General features: G+C 69.9%; 12 protein-coding genes and 2 pseudogenes. 5 read left to right on the plus strand and 9 right to left on the minus strand.

Features of this window, described 5'->3' with window-relative positions; all coding sequences use genetic code 11:
- The first annotated feature begins 27 nt into the window (after positions 1-27).
- Positions 28-2,628, plus strand: coding sequence for a cation-translocating P-type ATPase (locus MDN94_RS17560; RefSeq protein WP_482726690.1), 2,601 nt, complete (start codon positions 28-30; stop codon positions 2,626-2,628).
- Between the two features lie 110 nt (positions 2,629-2,738).
- Here MDN94_RS17560 and narI read toward each other — a convergent pair whose 3' ends face one another.
- The 6 genes from narI to MDN94_RS17590 all read right to left on the minus strand — a co-directional run bounded on the left by narI (position 2,739) and on the right by MDN94_RS17590 (position 13,020).
- Entirely contained in the window at positions 2,739-3,458 is a 720-nt protein-coding gene (gene narI / locus MDN94_RS17565) for a respiratory nitrate reductase subunit gamma (RefSeq protein ID WP_482727101.1), read from the minus strand.
- Positions 3,459-3,520: 62 nt separating this feature from the next.
- Entirely contained in the window at positions 3,521-4,165 is a 645-nt protein-coding gene (gene narJ, locus MDN94_RS17570; RefSeq protein WP_482726691.1) for a nitrate reductase molybdenum cofactor assembly chaperone, read from the minus strand.
- A complete protein-coding gene (gene narH / locus MDN94_RS17575) occupies positions 4,162-5,883 on the minus strand; it encodes a nitrate reductase subunit beta (RefSeq protein WP_482726692.1) in 1,722 nt (573 codons plus the stop codon). Before narH ends, narJ begins: the two co-directional genes overlap by 4 nt.
- Positions 5,883-9,602: a nitrate reductase subunit alpha gene (locus MDN94_RS17580; protein WP_482726693.1), complete on the minus strand. Its 3,720-nt coding sequence runs from the start codon at positions 9,600-9,602 to the stop codon at positions 5,883-5,885. The genes narH and MDN94_RS17580 overlap by 1 nt, the downstream gene beginning before the upstream one ends.
- Positions 9,603-10,033: 431 nt before the next feature.
- The gene (locus tag MDN94_RS17585) at positions 10,034-11,215 is read right to left on the minus strand and encodes an MFS transporter (protein ID WP_482727102.1); all 1,182 of its coding nucleotides are present in this window, start codon (positions 11,213-11,215) and stop codon (positions 10,034-10,036) included.
- Positions 11,216-11,817: 602 nt separating this feature from the next.
- A complete protein-coding gene (locus MDN94_RS17590; protein WP_482726694.1) occupies positions 11,818-13,020 on the minus strand; it encodes a globin domain-containing protein in 1,203 nt (400 codons plus the stop codon).
- 302 nt (positions 13,021-13,322) lie between these two features.
- On the opposite strand from MDN94_RS17590, the pseudogene MDN94_RS17595 reads away from it, so the two are divergent.
- Positions 13,323-13,676, plus strand: a pseudogene (locus MDN94_RS17595) (hypothetical protein); the annotation flags it as partial.
- A 204-nt stretch (positions 13,677-13,880) separates the two neighbouring features.
- On the opposite strand, the gene MDN94_RS17600 reads toward MDN94_RS17595, so the two are convergent.
- Positions 13,881-14,450 carry a TetR/AcrR family transcriptional regulator gene (locus MDN94_RS17600; protein WP_482726695.1) on the minus strand — a complete coding sequence of 190 codons (570 nt, stop codon included), beginning with the start codon at positions 14,448-14,450 and terminating at the stop codon, positions 13,881-13,883.
- Between the two features lie 110 nt (positions 14,451-14,560).
- Between MDN94_RS17600 and MDN94_RS17605 the strand changes: the two genes are divergently transcribed.
- Positions 14,561-14,710, plus strand: coding sequence for a hypothetical protein (locus tag MDN94_RS17605; protein ID WP_482726696.1), 150 nt, complete (start codon positions 14,561-14,563; stop codon positions 14,708-14,710).
- On the plus strand, positions 14,707-15,246 hold the full coding sequence (locus tag MDN94_RS17610; RefSeq protein WP_482726697.1) for a hypothetical protein: 540 nt from the start codon (positions 14,707-14,709) through the stop codon (positions 15,244-15,246). Before MDN94_RS17605 ends, MDN94_RS17610 begins: the two co-directional genes overlap by 4 nt.
- Positions 15,247-15,369: 123 nt before the next feature.
- On the opposite strand, the gene MDN94_RS17615 is transcribed toward MDN94_RS17610, so the two are convergent.
- Entirely contained in the window at positions 15,370-15,885 is a 516-nt protein-coding gene (locus MDN94_RS17615; RefSeq protein ID WP_482727103.1) for a DUF4396 domain-containing protein, read from the minus strand.
- Between the two features lie 210 nt (positions 15,886-16,095).
- On the opposite strand from MDN94_RS17615, the pseudogene MDN94_RS17620 reads away from it, so the two are divergent.
- Positions 16,096-16,323, plus strand: a pseudogene (locus MDN94_RS17620) (pyridine nucleotide-disulfide oxidoreductase); the annotation flags it as partial.
- Here MDN94_RS17620 and MDN94_RS17625 read toward each other — a convergent pair.
- Positions 16,307-16,846: a DinB family protein gene (locus MDN94_RS17625; protein WP_482726698.1), complete on the minus strand. Its 540-nt coding sequence runs from the start codon at positions 16,844-16,846 to the stop codon at positions 16,307-16,309. The pseudogene MDN94_RS17620 and the gene MDN94_RS17625 overlap by 17 nt on opposite strands.
- Positions 16,847-16,946 lie beyond the last annotated feature (100 nt).

A 16,946-nucleotide genomic window follows, 5' to 3' on the forward strand; every position in this document is an offset into this window, starting at 1 on the left:
ATCCGGCACGACGGACAGGAGAAGTGCGTGCCATCCATCGATGCGGTGAGGGACCTCAAGGGCGATCACTCCCAAGGGCTCACCGATGAGCAGGCCGCGCGGCGCCTGGTCGAGCACGGGCCCAACACGGTGATCACCCAAAGAGCGGTCCCGCTGCGGTCGCGCGTCGCCGCACAGCTGCGGGACCCGCTGATCATGGTGCTGCTCGGCGCTGTTGCTCTGACTGTCGCGATCGGCGACTTCGCCGACTCGGCCGTCATCGCACTCGTCGTCCTGGTCAACACGACTGTCGGAGTGGTGCAGGAGGTGAAGGCCGATCACGCGGTGGCGGCGCTGTCCGCCATGTCTGCGCCCACCGCACGGGTGCGCCGCGCAGGAATCGACAAGGAGGTGCCGTCCTCGGATGTGGTGCCGGGAGACGTCGTCGTCCTCGGCGAAGGCGACATCGTGCCGGCGGACGCCCGGCTCACACAGGCGGCGTCCCTGCTGATCGACGAGTCCATGGTGACCGGCGAGTCCGTGCCCGTGGACAAGTCCCCGACCGGGGCCGGCGCCGAGGACGCCGTCCTGCGCGCCGGAACCGTCGTGGTCCGCGGACGAGGCATCGCGCACGTGAGCGCCACCGGCAAGGACAGCGCACTGGGCCGCATCGCCGAACTGCTGGACACACGCCCGCAGCCGACCCCGCTGCAGCGCCGGCTGGCGGGCCTTGGCCGGGTGCTTGCCCTGGTGGCGCTCGGCCTGTGCCTGGTGGTCTTCCTCCTCGGGCTGCTTCGTGGAACGGCTCCGGCCACCATGGCGGTGACCGCGATCAGCCTCGCGGTCGCCGCCGTCCCGGAGTCCCTGCCGGCGGTCGTCACCGTGGCCCTGGCGCTCGGGGCCCGGCGCATGGTGGCACGGCACGCCCTCGTCCGCCGTCTTGCCGCCGTGGAAACGCTGGGCTCGGTGACCGTTCTGGCGACGGACAAGACCGGCACGCTGACCGAAGGCCGCATGGTGGTCGAACACGTCTGGACCCCTGTAGGGCAAGTCACCTTCACCGGTTCCGGCTATGACCCCGCGGGCGAGGTACGGATGGACGGCAGGGCCGCAAACCTCCTGGAGCTGGCTCCCGTACGAGAACTGCTCATAGCCGCCGCGCTGTGCAACGACGCCGAACTCCGGCCGCCCGCGCGGACACCGCAAGGCAGCGACGACGGCAGCTGGACCGCGCTGGGAGACCCCACCGAGGCGGCTCTGCTCGCCGCCGCGGCCAAGGCCGGATGCCCCGAGCACCGCGAACTGAGGGTGCTCTACCCGCGGACGGCCGAGGAACCCTTCGACAGCGTCCGCAAGAAGATGACCACGGTGCACACCACCGGCCGCGGCCGGTCGATGATCTGCCTCAAGGGCGCTCCGGAAGCCGTCCTCGACACCGCCGTCCTCGACGAGCCGGCCGCCCTCATCGAACGTGCCCGGCAGCATGCGGCCACGCTGGCGGCCGAGGGATTTCGGGTCCTGGCCGTGGCATCGGCCGAACGCGGCGAGGTTCCCGGGCACGTCACGGACGCCGAATCGGGCCTGCGGCTGCTGGGCCTGACCGCTCTCGCGGATCCGCCGAAGACAGCCGCCGCCCGGACGCTGGCCGATTGCAGGGCCGCCGGCATCACCCCCGTACTGATCACCGGTGACCACCCGGCCACCGCGAGCGCCATCGCGCAACGCGTGGGCCTCGTCACCGGGACCGAGCCCGACACGGTCGTCACCGGACGGACACTGGCCGCCGGCAGGGTGCCGGACCTCACGGCCGTGCGGATCTTCGCCCGCACCGACCCCGAACAGAAGCTCGACATCGTCCAGGCATGGCGGGCCCAAGGACACGTGACGGCCATGACCGGCGACGGGGTCAACGACGGGCCCGCCCTGCGGCAGGCCGACATCGGCGTCGCCATGGGACGCAGAGGCACCGAGGTTGCCCGGCAGGCCGCCGATCTCGTGCTGACCAACGACGAACTGTCCACCGTTGTCAGCGCCGTCGAAGAGGGCCGCCGGGTCTACGACAACATCCGGCGCTTCCTGCTGTACGGGCTGGCGGGAGGAGCGGCGGAAATCCTCGTCATGCTCCTCGGCCCTCTCCTGGGTCTGCCGCTGCCGCTGCGCGCCGGACAGATCCTGTGGATCAACCTGCTGACCCACGGCCTCACCGGCGTCGCGATGGGCGCCGAGCCCGTCACCAGGGGAACCATGCTCCGCGCCCCGCGCCCGCCCGACCAGCACGTCCTGGGCGACGGGCTGTGGCAGCGACTCCTGCTCATCGCGACAGTGGTCACCGCCGGCTCGCTGACAGCGGGGTGGACGGCCCGCATGACCGGTGCGCCATGGCAGAGCGTCCTGTTCCTGTCGTTGCTGCTCGCCCAACTGGGGGTTGCCCTGGGACTGCGGGACCGCCTGCTGACACGTGAGAACCTGCTCCTGCCGACGGCGGTCGCGGCATCGGCGGGACTCGCCTCAGCCGCTTTGTACCTCCCTCCGCTCCGGGGCCTTCTCGTCACCACAGCACTCGGATACCGAGAAGTCGCGATCGCGGTCGCAGTGGGTGGTCTGGGGTTCCTCGTCGCACGCCTGGGCAGGCGCCGCAGCAGTGACTGACCAGAGCTCTCGGGGTGGCTCACCTGAGCGGGCCGCCCTGCCCGCGCGGAGTGTCCTGTACAGCGACCCGCTGCACCGGGACAAGGAGAGCCGCCAGTTTGCGGGCCGGCCTATCGGACGCGTTCCCATCCGCGTCGGGGGGCCCGCGCGCCGAGTCGCGGGTCCCTGCTGCGGTAGACGATGTAGGGACGAGTGAGGTAGCCCAGCGGGGCGGTGAGCATGTGCACCAGCCTGGTGAACGGCCAGATGGCGAACAGTGCCAGGGCACTGAGAGCGTGGAGCTGGAACAGTAGCGGCACTCCGGTCATCAGGGCGGGATCCGGCTGGAGGTAGAAGATCGACCGGAACCAGGGGGAGATGGTGGTCCGGTAGTCGTACCCGCCTCCGATGATGTTCGCGGCCACCGTGGCGGCCAGTCCCAGCGCCAGGGCGAGGGTGAGCATGGCGTACATCAGCTTGTCGTTGCGGGTGGTGGCACTGAACACGGGGCCGACGGTGCGGCGCCGGTAGATCAGGATGGCAAGTCCGCCGAGCGTGCTCACCCCCGCGATGGTTCCCAGGACGACGGCGGCGACGTGGTAGGTGTGCTCGGTGATCCCGACGGCCTCGGTCCAGCCATGAGGGATCAGCAGCCCTCCGATGTGGCCGATGAGAACCACCAGGATGCCGAAGTGGAACAGCGGGCTGCCGATGCGCAGCAGCCGACTCTCGTACAACTGGGAGGAGCGGGTGGTCCAGCCGAACTTGTCGTAGCGGTAGCGCCAGACGTGCCCGCCGACGAACAGCACCAGTGCCACGTACGGCAGGACCACCCACAGCAGAATGCCCAGCGCTCCGGGCTCGGCCGCGGCGTTCTCGAGTGTCGGCTCCGTCGACGTGCTCACCAAGAAGATCATCGGCGGCCTCCCACCGGGTCGGGCATGTACTGGGGTGGTGCGAAGGGCGCCAGGCCGACCTGCTCCTCCGGCGGGCCCTCGGCGGCCAGCCGGGCGACGGCCTCCCGCTCGTCTCCGGCCAGTGGCGGCAGGGTCGCCGACACCGACTCAAGGACATGCACCCAGGGAGCGGAGGCGTCGTCAAGGGCCAGGCGCAGCAGCTCCAGACCGGCCCGGTGCTCCAGCAGCAGCTTCCGCCCGGCTTCCGGTTCGACCGCGGCGAACTCGAGAACCACCGCCAGGTGGTCGGGCAGCTCGTCGTCGGACAGACGCAGTCCCGCCGCGGCGTAGGTCTGCTTCATGCGCAGCAGCGCGACCCCGCGCTTGCGGGTGTCCCCGTGGGCGTAGTACGTCAGGAAGGGGCAGCAGCGCCGGCGGTGGTCGAAGACGGCGACGTACTCGGCGGCCAAGTCCGTGGTATCGCAGGCCTCCACATGATCAAGGAAACGGTGCAAGGGGGTGGCGACCGGCCCGGGCAGGGCTGCCGCCACCTGTCGAGCCGGACGAGCATGGCCGGTCAGGTGCTCGTCGGGATAGGCCAGCAGCAGCGACTGCACCTGCCAGGCCGCAACGTGCAGGGGGTCGGGGGTGCGCCGGGTCACGGCTTCGGCTCCCTCTCGGCGTTCGGATCGGTGCCGTCCATCAGCTCCGCCGGAGGGCCTCCCTCGCTTCCGGGACGGCCCGGGAACAGGCCCTTTGGTCTGCCCTTGCCGTCCCAGTTGAGGAGGTTGACGCGGTTGGCCTTGTCGGCCGGGTCCGTTGTGGAGTCGGTCGTCTGACGGGCATGCAGCATGCGGAAGTTCTCCACGGCAACCGGCGAGGCGCCGCCTGAGGCTTCACCGAACGGTCCGGAGCCCTCCATGCCGGGGCCGCCCTCGTAGTCGAGGCTGCACTCGGTGGCCAGCTCTTCCAGTCCGTGCGCCTGTTCGGCGTGCGCGGGCGGGATGACGTAGCGCTCGTCGTACTTGGCCAGGGCGAGGAGCCGGTACATCTCGTACATCTCCTCCTCACCCATGCCGACGGCGGCAGGAATGGAGGCGTCGGGTTCGCGGCCGAGGTTGATGTCACGCATGTAGCTGCGCATGGCGGCAAGCCGCCGCAGTACGGCGTCGACGGGTGCAGGATCGCCGGCGGTGAACAGTTCGGCGAGGTACTCAACGGGGATGCGCAGGGCGTCGATGGCGGCGAACAGGTTGTCGCGGTCCTCCGCGTCGTGGCCGGTGCCGCTGACCGCGTCGACGACCGGGGACAGTGGCGGGATGTACCAGACCATCGGCATGGTGCGGTATTCCGGATGCAGTGGCAGGGCCACCTTGTAGGTGTTGATCAGGGCGTGGACCGGTGAGCGCTGCGCGGCTTCGATCCAGTCGCGGGGGATGCCGTCGCGTTCGGCCGCAGCCATGGCCTCGGGGTCGTGGGGGTCGAGGAGGATACCGCGCTGCGCCTCGGACAGATCGGTGTCGTCGGGGGTGGAGGCTGCCTCCAGGACGCGGTCGGCGTCGTAGAGGACCAGGCCGATATAGCGCAGACGGCCGACGCAGGTCTCGGCGCAGACGGTGGGCAGCCCCACCTCCACACGGGGGAAGCAGAAGGTGCACTTCTCGGCCTTGCCGGTGCGGTGGTTGAAGTAGACCTTCTTGTACGGGCAGCCGGTGACGCACATGCGCCAGCCGCGGCAGCGGTCCTGGTCGACCAGGACGATGCCGTCCTCGCTGCGCTTGTAGATCGCTCCGGACGGGCAGGAGGCCGCGCATGAGGGATTGAGGCAGTGTTCGCAGATCCGGGGCAGGTAGAACATGAAGGTCTGCTCGAACTCGAACCTGACCTTCTGCGAGAGCTGGGTGAGCAGGACGTCCTTGTTGCCGTGCTCCGGTGCGCCGGCGAGGTTGTCGTCCCAGTTCGCCGACCAGGTGATCTTCATGTCCTTGCCGGTGATCAGCGACTTGGGCCGGGCGACGGGGGTGTGGTCCTGGAGCGGGGCGTTGGTCAGGGTCTCGTAGTCGTAGGTCCAGGGCTGGTAGTAGTCGTCGAGGGAGGGCAGTTCGGGGTTGGAGAAGATGGTGATCAGCTTCTTGAACCGGCCGCCGGCCTTGAGCGTGAGCCGGCCGCGTTTGTTGAGTTCCCAGCCGCCCTTCCACGTCTTCTGGTCCTCGTAGCGGCGGGGGTAGCCCTGGCCGGGCCGGGTCTCGACGTTGTTGAACCACACGTACTCGACGCCGCTGCGGTTGGTCCACGCCTGCTTGCAGGTGACGGAGCAGGTGTGGCAGCCGATGCACTTGTCGAGGTTCATCACCATCGCCATCTGGGCCATGACCTTCATCAGTACGTCACCTCCTGGGAGCGGCGGCGGATGACGGTGACCTCGTCGCGCTGGTTGCCGGTGGGGCCGAGGTAGTTGAAGGCGTAGGAGAGCTGGGCGTAGCCACCGATGAGGTGGCTGGGCTTGACCAGCAGCCGGGTCAGAGAGTTGTGGATGCCACCGCGGCGGCCTGTGGTCTCGGTGCGGGGGACGTCGATGAGCCGGTCCTGGGCGTGGTGCATGTAGACCGTGCCTTCCGGCATGCGGTGGGAGACGACCGCGCGGGCGACGACGACGCCGTTGCGGTTGACCGCCTCGATCCAGTCGTTGTCCGCGACACCGATCTTCGCCGCGTCCTCCCGGCTCATCCAGACCGTCGGCCCGCCGCGTGAGAGGGAGAGCATGAACAGGTTGTCCTGGTACTCGGAGTGGATGGACCACTTGTTGTGCGGGGTCAGATAGCGCACGGTGATGCCGAGTTCGCCGGTGTCGCCCACCTCGGATTCGTCGAAGAGGGCGTGCATGTTCAGCGGGGGCCGGTAGACCGGCAGCCACTCGCCCAGTTCCGCCAGCCAGTCGTGGTCGAGGAAGAAGTGCTGGCGGCCGGTGAGGGTGTGCCACGGCTTGAGGCGCTCGACGTTGATGGTGAACGGCGAGTAGCGGCGCCCGCCGGACTCCGACCCTGACCACTCGGGAGAAGTGATGACCGGGACGGGTGCGGCTTGTGTGTCGGCGAAGGTGACCTGCTTGCCCTCGTGCTCGGCGGCGAGGTCCGCCAGCCGGACGCCGGTGCGGGCCTCGACGGTGCGGAAGCCCTGGGTGGCCAGATGCCCGTTGGTGGTACCGGACAGGGCGAGGATCGCCTCACACGCCTGAACGTCGCGGGCGATGGAGGGACGTCCGTCGGCCACTCCGCCGTGGACGGTGCCGTTCTTGTGCCGCAGGTACTCCAGCTCCCGTTCCACTGTGAACGTGACGCCCTTGGTGGTGGCGCCCAGCGTGTCCAGCAGGGGCCCGAGCGCGGTCATCTTCTCCGCCACGGCCGCGTAATCGCGCTCGACCGTGATCAGCTTGGGCATCGTCCGGCCGGGAACGGGCTCACACTCACCCGCCTTCCAGTCCTTCACGCGGCCGTGCGGGGTGGCCATGGCGTCCGGGGTGTCGTGGAGCAGCGGGGCGGCGATCACATCGGTGACGGTGCCCAGGTGGGCGGCTGCCAGCCGGCTGAAGACCTTGGCGATGGTGTTGAAGGCGTCCCAGTCGGTGCGGGTCTGCCAGGGCGGGGAGATGGCCGGGTTGAAGGAGTTCACGAAAGGGTGCATGTCGGTGGTGTTGAGATCGTGCTTCTCGTACCAGGTCGCGGCCGGCAGCACCACGTCGGAGTAGAGGGTGGTGCTGGTCATTCGGAAGTCCATCGACAGCAGCAGGTCGAGCTTGCCTGTGGGGGCCTGATCGCGCCACACGACGTGGCGTGGGCGGGCCTCTTCGGGTGCCTCGGTGGCTCGTAGGGAGGAGTCGGTGCCCAGCAGGTGCTTGAGGAAGTACTCGTTGCCCTTGGCGGAGGAGCCCAGCAGGTTGGCCCGCCACACGGTCAGTACTCGAGGGAAGTTCTCGGGAGCGTCGGGGTCCTCGGCGGCGAAGCGCAGCCTGCCGGCCTTCAACTCGGCCACTACGTACGGTCCCACCTCGCGCCCGGCCGCCTCCGCTTCCGCGGCGAGAGCCAGGGGGTTGCGGTCGAAGGTGGGATACGACGGCATCCACCCCAGACGGGCGGACTGCGCGATGACGTCGGCCGTGGACCTTCCCGCGAAGGTGCCGCCGGCGGAGGCGGCCGCCAGGGTGTCGACGCTGAAGGGGTCGTAGCGGAACTGGTCGGTGTGCAGGTACCAGTAGGCGGTCTGGATCATCTGACGGGCGGGCCGGTTCCAGTCGGCGGCCGTGGCCAGCACCGAATATCCGGTGATCGGGCGGACCTTCTCCTGACCGACGTAGTGGGCCCAGCCGCCGCCGTTGACGCCCTGGCAGCCGGTGAGCGTGGTCAGGGTGAGAAAAGCCCGGTAGATGGTGTCGGAGTGGAACCAGTGATTGGTACCCGCCCCCATGATGATCATCGATCGGCCGCGGGACTCCTCGGCGTTGGCGGCGAACTCCCGGCCGATGCGGGCCGCCTTCTCCGCTGCGATTCCGGTGATCGCCTCCTGCCAGGCGGGTGTACAGGGCTGATCGGGGTCGTCGTATCCGGCGGGCCACCGGCCGGGCAGCCCCTCGCGGGCCACGCCGTACTGGGCCAGCAGCAGGTCGAGGACGGTGGTCACGATGTGGCCGCCGATCCGGCGGACGGGCACCCCCCGCAGCAGCCGCCCCGCTCGCCCGTCGGGGGTGTCAAAGCGTGGCAGCTCCACCTCCACCGGGGCCTGATCGCCCCCGGCGGCGCTCAACAGCGGGTCGGTGTCACCGAGGTCGAGGTTCCACCGGCCCATGCCGGACTCGCCATAGCGGTGGCCGAGCGTGCCGTTGGGCACCACGGGCCGCCCCGTCAGCGCATCCAGCAGGACGGTCTTGAACTCCGCGTTCTCCGCCGCGGCTTCCTCGCCGCCGAGGTCGGCGGCGGTCAGGAACTTCCCCGGCACCCGGGGAGCGTCTGCGTCCCCGTCTCGCCGATCGAGGGTGACCAGGAAGGGCAGGTCGGTGTAGCGCTTGACGTATCCGGTGAAGTAGTCGACCTGCCGGTCGACGAAGAACTCCTTGAGGACCACGTGTCCCATGGCCATCGCCAGGGCCCCGTCGGTGCCGGGCCGGGCGGGCAGCCACTCGTCCGCGAATTTCACGTTGTCCGCGTAGTCCGGTGCCACGGCTACGACCTTCTGTCCCCGGTAGCGGGCCTCGGCCATCCAGTGCGCATCAGGGGTGCGGGTCACCGGCAGGTTGGAACCCCACATGATCAAATACCCGGCATCCCACCAGTCGCCGGATTCGGGGACGTCCGTCTGGTCGCCGAAGACCTGCGGGGAGGCGACGGGCAGGTCGGCGTACCAGTCGTAGAAGGACAGCATCGCCCCGCCGAGCAGCGAGTAGAAGCGCGCCCCGGCAGCGTGGGAGACCATCGACATGGCCGGGATGGGGGAGAAGCCCGCCAGCCGGTCCGGGCCGTACTCCTTGATGGTGTGCACGTGCGCGGCTGCGATCATCTCGGCCGCCTCGTCCCAGCTCGCCCGCACCAGCCCGCCCTTGCCCCGCACCGCTTTGTAGCGGCGGGAACGTTCCGGGTCACCGACGATGTCCGCCCAGGCCAGGACCGGGTCGCCGAGGCGCTGTTTGGCCTCGCGGTACATCTGCAGCAGCACCCCGCGCACATACGGGTAGCGCACCCGGGTCGGCGAGTAGGTGTACCAGGAGAACGCAGCCCCGCGCGGGCAGCCGCGAGGTTCGTACTCCGGCCGGTCGGGGCCGACAGAGGGATAGTCGGTCTGCTGGGCTTCCCAGGTGATGATGCCGTCCTTGACGTACACCTTCCACGAACACGAGCCGGTGCAGTTCACGCCGTGCGTGGAGCGCACCACCTTGTCGTGCGACCAGCGGTCCCGGTAGAAGTCGTCCGCCGACCGCCCTCCGACCCGGTACAGCGTGCGCCCGTCGTCCGACACCTCCGCCCGGGTGAAGAAACGCCGACTGCGCACCAGCGCGTCCGCAAGCGGGCCGTCCAGTGCTGCCCGCTGCCCCGGGTTGGTCTCGGTACTCACCGTGCACTCCGCTTCCGGGCAGACCTGCCCGTTCGAATTGTGATCGGTCCCACCGCAGGCGACTCTAGGGCCACCGGATACTCATAAGTCGACGACGGCACCACGAGAGTGACGCCAATTCAGTTCCACCGTCCATATGCGCGCAAAGCGGCCGATTTCGCAGTGGCGCCGGTATCTCCCGAGCCGAGACGCCCCAGGTCGGGCCGAACAGCCTGATGGCGTCCGCCCGGTCGAAGGCCACGGTGACCAGAGCATGTCCGCGTACTCGACAGCGCGGTTCGGCCGCCGCGGCGGGCGCCTTGCCGGCCAGCAGCCCGGCGGCGGCCGACACCGGCACGGCGAGCACCGCATCGGCCTCGAGCTGCGAGTGCCCCGGCGCCTTTGTTGGTGAGCCGCCGTCCGCCGGCCGGGTCCTCGTCCAAAGGGAGTGGTCATGACGGGTTGGTGGTGCCGCGGCTTGCATCGGCGGCGGCTCGTCGTACCCGGGTGACGGTGAAGGTGAGTGCCGTAGAAGCGACCAGAGCCAACAGGAGCAGCCCCAGGGCGTAGCTTCCCGTGGCGCTGTAGATGACTCCCATGGCCAGGGGCGGGATGAACCCGCCCAGGCCGCCCGCCGCGCCGACGACGCCGGTGACCGAGCCGACCTTGTTGGCCGGCGCGAGCAGGGCGACCAAGGCGAAGGTCGCGCCGCTGCCCGCACCGAGGGCCGCAGCCAGGGAGAGGAAGGCGATGGTGCCTACCGGGGCCAAGGGCGGCGTGGTCGACTGGACGGCCGCACCCGCGATCACTACGGCCAGACTGCCGGTCAGGACCCGGGTCGGGCCCAGCCGGTCCGAGAGCCAGCCGCCGAATGGGCGCATGGCCACAGCGAGCAGGACGAAGCCGGCCATTCGGTTCGCCGCGTCGGCCTGCTCGAGCCCGTAGCCGGTCTTGAGGTAGGCCGGCAGGTAGACCGAGAAGGCGACGTAGCCGCCGAACGCGACCGCGTACAGAGCGGACGCCTGCCAGGTGATGGGCAGCCGTACGGTGTCGGCCAGCCGCCGGAAGAGTGGTTCGCTCGGGACGGTGCGGCCGGGCGCGTCGCGCAGCAGTACCGCGGCCAGCACGGAATACAGGGCGAGCGCCGTGGCGGTGATCAGGAACGGGTTGGCCATGCCGTGGGTGTCGACCAGCTTGACGGTCGTCAGCGCGCTGATCGCGGTGCCGCCCATCCCGGCTCCGAAGACGCCGATCGCCAGTCCGCGGCGCTCCGGTGGGAACCAGCCGCTGACGAACGGCACTCCCACCGCAAAGGCTGTACCCCCGATGCCGAGGAAGAACCCGCCCACGAGCAGGGCCGCCAGTGACGAGTGGCCGGCGAGCCCGAGGTAGAGCACGGGGACGACGGTCGCCGCCGACACCAGGGGAAACATCACCCGGCCGCCGAACCGGTCGGTCAGAGCCCCCACAGGGATTCGCCCCAGCGAGCCGACCACGACGGGCACCGCCACCAGCAGCGACTGTTCGAAGGAGCTGAGCGCCAGGGTCTCCTTGAACCGCGGACCCAGTGGGCTCAGCAGCGCCCAGGCCCAGAAGTTGACCGCGAACCCCGATGTGGCCAGCGTGAGCATCATCCACGGACGGCCGGCCCGGGAGGTGCGGCCTCCTGTCGTCGATGCTGCTGCTCTGGCGGCGTCCTCAAGCGGGCGCATCGTGTACCTCCGTCGAGTCGTGACGAGAGCGCCGCCCGGCTACCGAACCGCTCGCGGCGTCCCGCCACCAGATTCGTCGAACCTGTCAGAAGCCGCATGGGGTCATTCGTACCGCCGGCCCCGGCCGACCCGCCGTCAGCGCGGTGCCGGTACGCCCGCAGCCCAGGCACGCGCGGCTTCTGCCGCGTGGTCCGCCTTGCTGTGAATGGACGGATGCATGCGCCGACAGGCTGCCGGGCGTGGACTGTTCGTCGAAGGCACGGCATGACACCGCAAGCATCCGACGTCCGGCTTCCGCGGAGGGGGTCGTCGAAGGGGCGGGGATCGGGTCGCCACCGTTCGGCCAGGACGCAACCGGCAACCGTTGATGGCCGCATCCGCACCGTCGGCAGCGCCGTGGCTGCGCGGTGCGCAGCCACGGCGCGTGGACCAACGGCGTGAGAACGGCAGTGGGCCGGCAGCGGCCACGGGGTGACCCTCACGGAAGGCGGTGACCGGTTGGCGCGCCAGGGGGCCGGGGCCGTTCAGGAGGTGGCGTCGGCCAGCCACAGGTCGGGGCCGAAGACCTCGTAGCGGATGTTACGGGCGGGAATTCCGCCACGCAGAAGCTGCGACCTGATCTCGCGCATGAAGGGGAGCGGGCCGCACAGGTACACGCTCGCGTCGGCGGGCAGCTCCAGAGCGTCGAGGTTCATCAGCCCCGTCCGGCATGCGAGCTCTTCCACCGCGCCCTGCTCGTACCAGAACGTGGCGCGCGTATCGGGCAGCGTGCTGACCAACCGGTCGGTGTCGGCACGCAGCGCGTGGTCGGCCGGTGAGCGGTCGGCGTGCAGGACCGTGACGGGACGGGTGCAGTTGGTAGCCGCGAGGTGCTCGAGCATGGCAACCATCGGAGTGCAGCCGATGCCGGCGGAGACCAGCACCAGCGGAGCGTCCGTATCGTCCAGCACGACATCGCCGAAGGGAGCGGAAAGGGTGAGTTCGTCACCCGCCTCAAGAGTGCGGTGCAGCAGGCCCGACACTTCGCCGTCGGGGGCGCTCTCGCCGGTCACCCGCTTGACGGTGATCCGGCGCGCCTGGTCGCCGGGGGCCGAGGAGAGGCTGTACTGGCGCAGCTGGTGCACCCCGTCGGGCATCTGCACTCGGACGCTGACGTACTGTCCGGCCCGGGCGCGCGGCGCGGGGGCACCGTCGGAGGGCCGCAGCACGAACGAGACGGTGTCGGCGGTCTCCTGGCGGCGTTCGACGACGGTCCACTGCCGCCAGGGGTGACCGGGCTGCACCTGGGCTTCGAGGTAAAGGCGCGCCTCCTGGGCGATGAGGGCGCCGGCCATCAGCCAGTAGACCTCGTCCCACGCGGCCGCGACCTCCGGAGTGACCGCTTCGCCCAGGACGTCCGCGATCGCGGCGAACAGGTACTTGTGCACGATCGTGTACTGGTCTTCGGTGACGCCGACAGCGACGTGCTTGTGGGCGATGCGGGCGAGCAGGGCGTCCGGGCGGGTGCCGGGGTCGGTCAGCAGCGCACCGGCGAAGGCGGCGATCGACCCGGCCAGCGCCCTGCGCTGCGCGCCGCTGGCCTGGTTGCCGCGGTTGAACATGCCGTCCAGCAGTTCGGGGTGTTCGGCGAACATCGTGGCGTAGAAGCGGGTGGTTATCTCATCCAGTGCCCCGCCTACGGCAGGCAGGGTGGCCCGGATCAGCGAGGCCGACTCGGCAGACAGCATGACACTCCTGAGAGAGGAAGCGGAGAAGAGTTGCCGCTGCGCAGCGGCAGGCATCCTCTGGTTTAACAGCTCTCGGCCGCCCCGCCCCTCTCGCACGCAGGACGAGGGACCATGGTCCCGGTGGTCAGGGTCTCCCGGTCCGGACCGGGTCGCGCGAGTCGGGACCAGCGGCCCGTGCGGGGTGCACGACGAAGGTGCCTTGGTCCCGATGCGCTGATCAGGGCCGAACAGTCCTGGGCGATGCTGGTGGCGGTTTGCCCCACCCGACGCCGCCTCCGCAATCCGCAGCGTCCGCACGCACCAAGACCTTCGGACTCGGCCGTGCCGCCCGGTCCGGCAAGGGTTGGATCGACGGTGGCTCACCCGCCGAGGGGTTCCTCGGTCACGTCGCCGCCGGACCGATGGAACCGCCAGGCGCCGCCCGGGCGGACTGGCTGTTCATGCTCGGCCTGCTCGGCATCGGACTCGCCCTGACCGCCGGGGTGGCGCTGCGCCTGACGGCCCTCGCGGGCACCGTGATGATGGCGCTGATGTGGATGGCCGGGTGGCCACCCGCTCAGCACCTGTCGGACGGCTCACCGGGCATGTCGACGAACCCGTTCATCGACTATCACCTCGTCTGCGCCGTGGTGCTCATCGCCGCCCTCGCCGCCGCCCATGACTGACACGGCTGAGCGCGCAAGGCGATACACCACGACGCCGGCAGTCGTAAGGGAGCGGTGCACCCCTGCCGTGAACCGGCGACATGACTACGAGGGGAGAGCAGGGCAGTGACGCTCCGGCGCGGCGCAACCGACGTGGGATGAGCCTGTAAAAGGTCCTGACCTGCAGGTTCGTGCGATCGAGCGTTCCTGTCGGGCTCAGTGCACGGGGCGGAGGCCGCGGAGGGTGACGTCGACGAGGCGGTTCAGGGCGGCTTCGGAGGTGAGGCCGGCGGCGGCGGTCAAGGCGTGGAGGCAGTACTGCGCGAGTTCGGCGGGCGGGACGTCGCCCCGCAGGTCGCCCGCCGCGGCGCCTTCGGCCACGAGGTTCTCCACGATGCGGGACAGGTGCCGCTCGGCGTGGGCGACGTGCTCGCCCTGGTGCAGGAGGGTGGCGAGTTCGCCTGCATGGCGTTGCCGGGCGATGGCCGCGTATGCCTTCAGGACCGCGTCGAGGCGCTCTTGGGCTGTTCTTGCGCGGTCGCGGACTTCCGCCAGCTGGTGGAGGTGCTCGGCGACCTGGCGTTCGTGCCAGGCGAGGAGGACGGCTTCGACGTCGGAGAAGTACTTGTAGAGCGTGGCGCGCCCGATGCCGGTCTGCTCGGCGATCCGGGACATGGTCACCGACCTGAGACCGCCGTCGTGAACCAGCCGGGCGGTGGTCTCCAGGATGGCCTCACGCACGGCGTGGCGGTGCGCGTCGATCGTCTCGTTCCACAGCTTCGGCACCCTCCGAGGATACGGATGTTCCGGAGTGGATACACTCCGCCGGGGACAGAGACAGTATGTCTCGCAAAGGGCTGGGTGCGGCGCGCCGCACTGAACTTGTGGAGGACGCCATGGCCGGCTCGTCAACGCCTTCGGGCGCCCCTGATGAAGGCGGGGCGCCGCGCTGGGTGAAGGTGTCCGCGGTGATCGCGGTGGTCCTGGTCGTGGTGTTCGTGATCGTGCACCTGGCCGGCGGCGGCATGGTCGGGCACACGCCGTGAAGCCGTTCGGCGCGCGGCTGCGGAAGCTGACGTTGACCGCGCACATCACGGCCTCGCTGGGCTGGCTCGGCGCGGTCGCCGCGTTCCTGGCCCTCGCGGTCGCGGGGCTGACCAGCGGCTCGCCGCAGACGGTGCGCGGCGCATATCTGTCGATCGAGCTGGTGGGGTGGTTCGTGATCGTCCCGTTCGGTGTCGCCTCGCTGGTGACCGGTGTGGTCCAGTCGCTGGGCACGGTCTGGGGGCTGGTGCGCCACTACTGGGTGATCGTGAAGCTGCTGATCACGGTGCTTGCGACGGTGCTGCTTGTGGTGCACATGCAGCCGGTCGGACATCTGGCCGACGTGGCGGCGACCACTGCGTTGGTGGGTGGCGAGCTGGAGGGGATGCGCGTCCAGCTGGTCGCGGACGCGGCGGCCGCGCTGTTGGTGCTGCTCACGGCCGCGGCCCTGTCGGTGTTCAAGCCCCGTGGGGTCACGCGCTACGGGCGGCGCCGGCAGCGCGAGCAGAGCCCGCCGGTGCGACAAGCCGCGCTCTGAATCCCTCCCGGTCGGAGGCGGGAGGCCCGAGGGTCGTGGCCGGCCGAGGGGCGGTGAGCAGTTCACTGCACGCCTGTTCGCAGGAGCTGCAGGCTTCGGCGCAGATGCGCAGTGGTTGTTGGGTCAGTGGTAGGCGTGGACGACGGCGTGGCCCTTGCCGCGGCCGATCATCCACTTGTTGACCGGAGTGGTGATCACGAAGGCGACGGCGAAGCCGCCCAGCAGCGCCGCCCAGAACACGGCGTCGGACAGGTGGGCGTCCATCGCGCCGGGTGTCAGGGCGATGATGCCGTTGTCGACGAACTCCATCACGGCGATCGAGACGGTGTCGGCGGCCAGGGCCACCCTGATGGCGGCCTTGAGGCTCAGGCCCGCCCGGCGCACGGCGAAGAAGGTGAAGGAGTAACCGAAGAAGAACGCCAGGGTGATCGCCAGGGCCATGGTGGGCACGTTGCCCCACAGCAGGGCGGTGCCGATGACCATGCCGAGGATCTCACCGATGGCACATCCGGTCAGGCAGTGCAGTGTGGCCTTCGACGCCATCCCCCAGGACGCACCCTCTTGTGCGTGCTCGCCGTGGTGGGCTGCGTGGTCGTGTCCGGTGCTGGTCCGGTGCGCGGTGTGGTCCATGACCGTCATCCCCATTCCCGTCCAGTGTCATCGCTCCCGTGGTTCAACACCACAAACAGTATACCCCCCCTGGGTATTCACTTCCAGGCGTGATGCGATGAGCGGGGCAAGAAGGGTCGGTCCGGTTCGGGCCCGACCCACCCCTCTGTGCCGTGTGGTCAGTTCTTGCCGAGGTCCGGATCACTCCCACCGGCGCGGCGTGGGCCGACGGGACCACGCCGGCCCGCCCCCGCCCACCTCGCCCCGCTCGGCCCCCGCGGCCGCCTTCCCGCCCACCGGCACCCAGGCCTCGCCGAACCCCGGCTCCACCTGCTCGGCCGCGGCGAATGGACCGGCACCGCCTCGGCCACCCTCATCGGCGTCGGCCGCCCTGCCCGAGAAGCCGCCCACGCCGTCCCGGTTCTCCTGGCAGGCGGGTCAAGGCAGCCCCTTATCGGTTTCCGATGAGGGTGAGCTGGCGCCGGTGAAAGTCGAAGTGCCGGGTCGGGTAGCGGTAGAGGTCCGTGACGGTCATGAAGTCACGGAAGAAGGGGTCCCAGCGGGCGGGGTAGTGCATCCCGCGGGCCAGGCCGGTCTCCGTCTCCGAGTCCAGCCGGCGGTGCAGGTCGTCGATGACCCGGTTGAACGTGACGCCCATCCGGCGGGGCCCGATGAGCCTGGTGGCGCCTACGGGGCCGAGGTAGTTGACGATGTCGAACGGCCGGGTGCCCGCGTCGAGAAGGCGGGCGAAGGCTCTGCCGAAGCAGTTCGGCAGCCGGTCGAAGATGTGCATCAGCAGCAGTAGCGGCCGGATCAGGATGTATCCGAACAGCATGTGGAAGAGCAGCTGCTCGTTGGTCCAGCGGGTGCCTGCGGTGGGCCTGCGCAGATCTGCCTCGGTGGCCGAGTCGAGGAGACGGTGGAAGGCCGCGCGAGCCTCCTCCAGCTCGTCATGGATGACCTGACGGTCTACCGGCGATTCGCCTGTCATGAGATCACCCGTCCAGGGTCATCGGGGGTTCGGCAGAGGACCCCCTGACCTGTTGATGCCCCGGGTGGCGAGCCTGAAGCACCGGCGCGCAGTGCGGGAC

The organism is Streptomyces sp. WAC00040 (assembly GCF_056835925.1).

Coding starts and splice junctions, on each gene's coding strand:
- narH (WP_482726692.1), bottom strand. CDS start 5,883: ATGAAGGTCATGGCCCAGATGGCGATGGTGATGAACCTCGACAAGTGC.
- MDN94_RS17585 (WP_482727102.1), bottom strand. CDS start 11,215: ATGATGCTCACGCTGGCCACATCGGGGTTCGCGGTCAACTTCTGGGCC.
- MDN94_RS17590 (WP_482726694.1), bottom strand. CDS start 13,020: ATGCTGTCTGCCGAGTCGGCCTCGCTGATCCGGGCCACCCTGCCTGCC.
- MDN94_RS17605 (WP_482726696.1), top strand. CDS start 14,561: ATGGCCGGCTCGTCAACGCCTTCGGGCGCCCCTGATGAAGGCGGGGCG.
- MDN94_RS17615 (WP_482727103.1), bottom strand. CDS start 15,885: ATGACGGTCATGGACCACACCGCGCACCGGACCAGCACCGGACACGAC.
- MDN94_RS17625 (WP_482726698.1), bottom strand. CDS start 16,846: ATGACAGGCGAATCGCCGGTAGACCGTCAGGTCATCCATGACGAGCTG.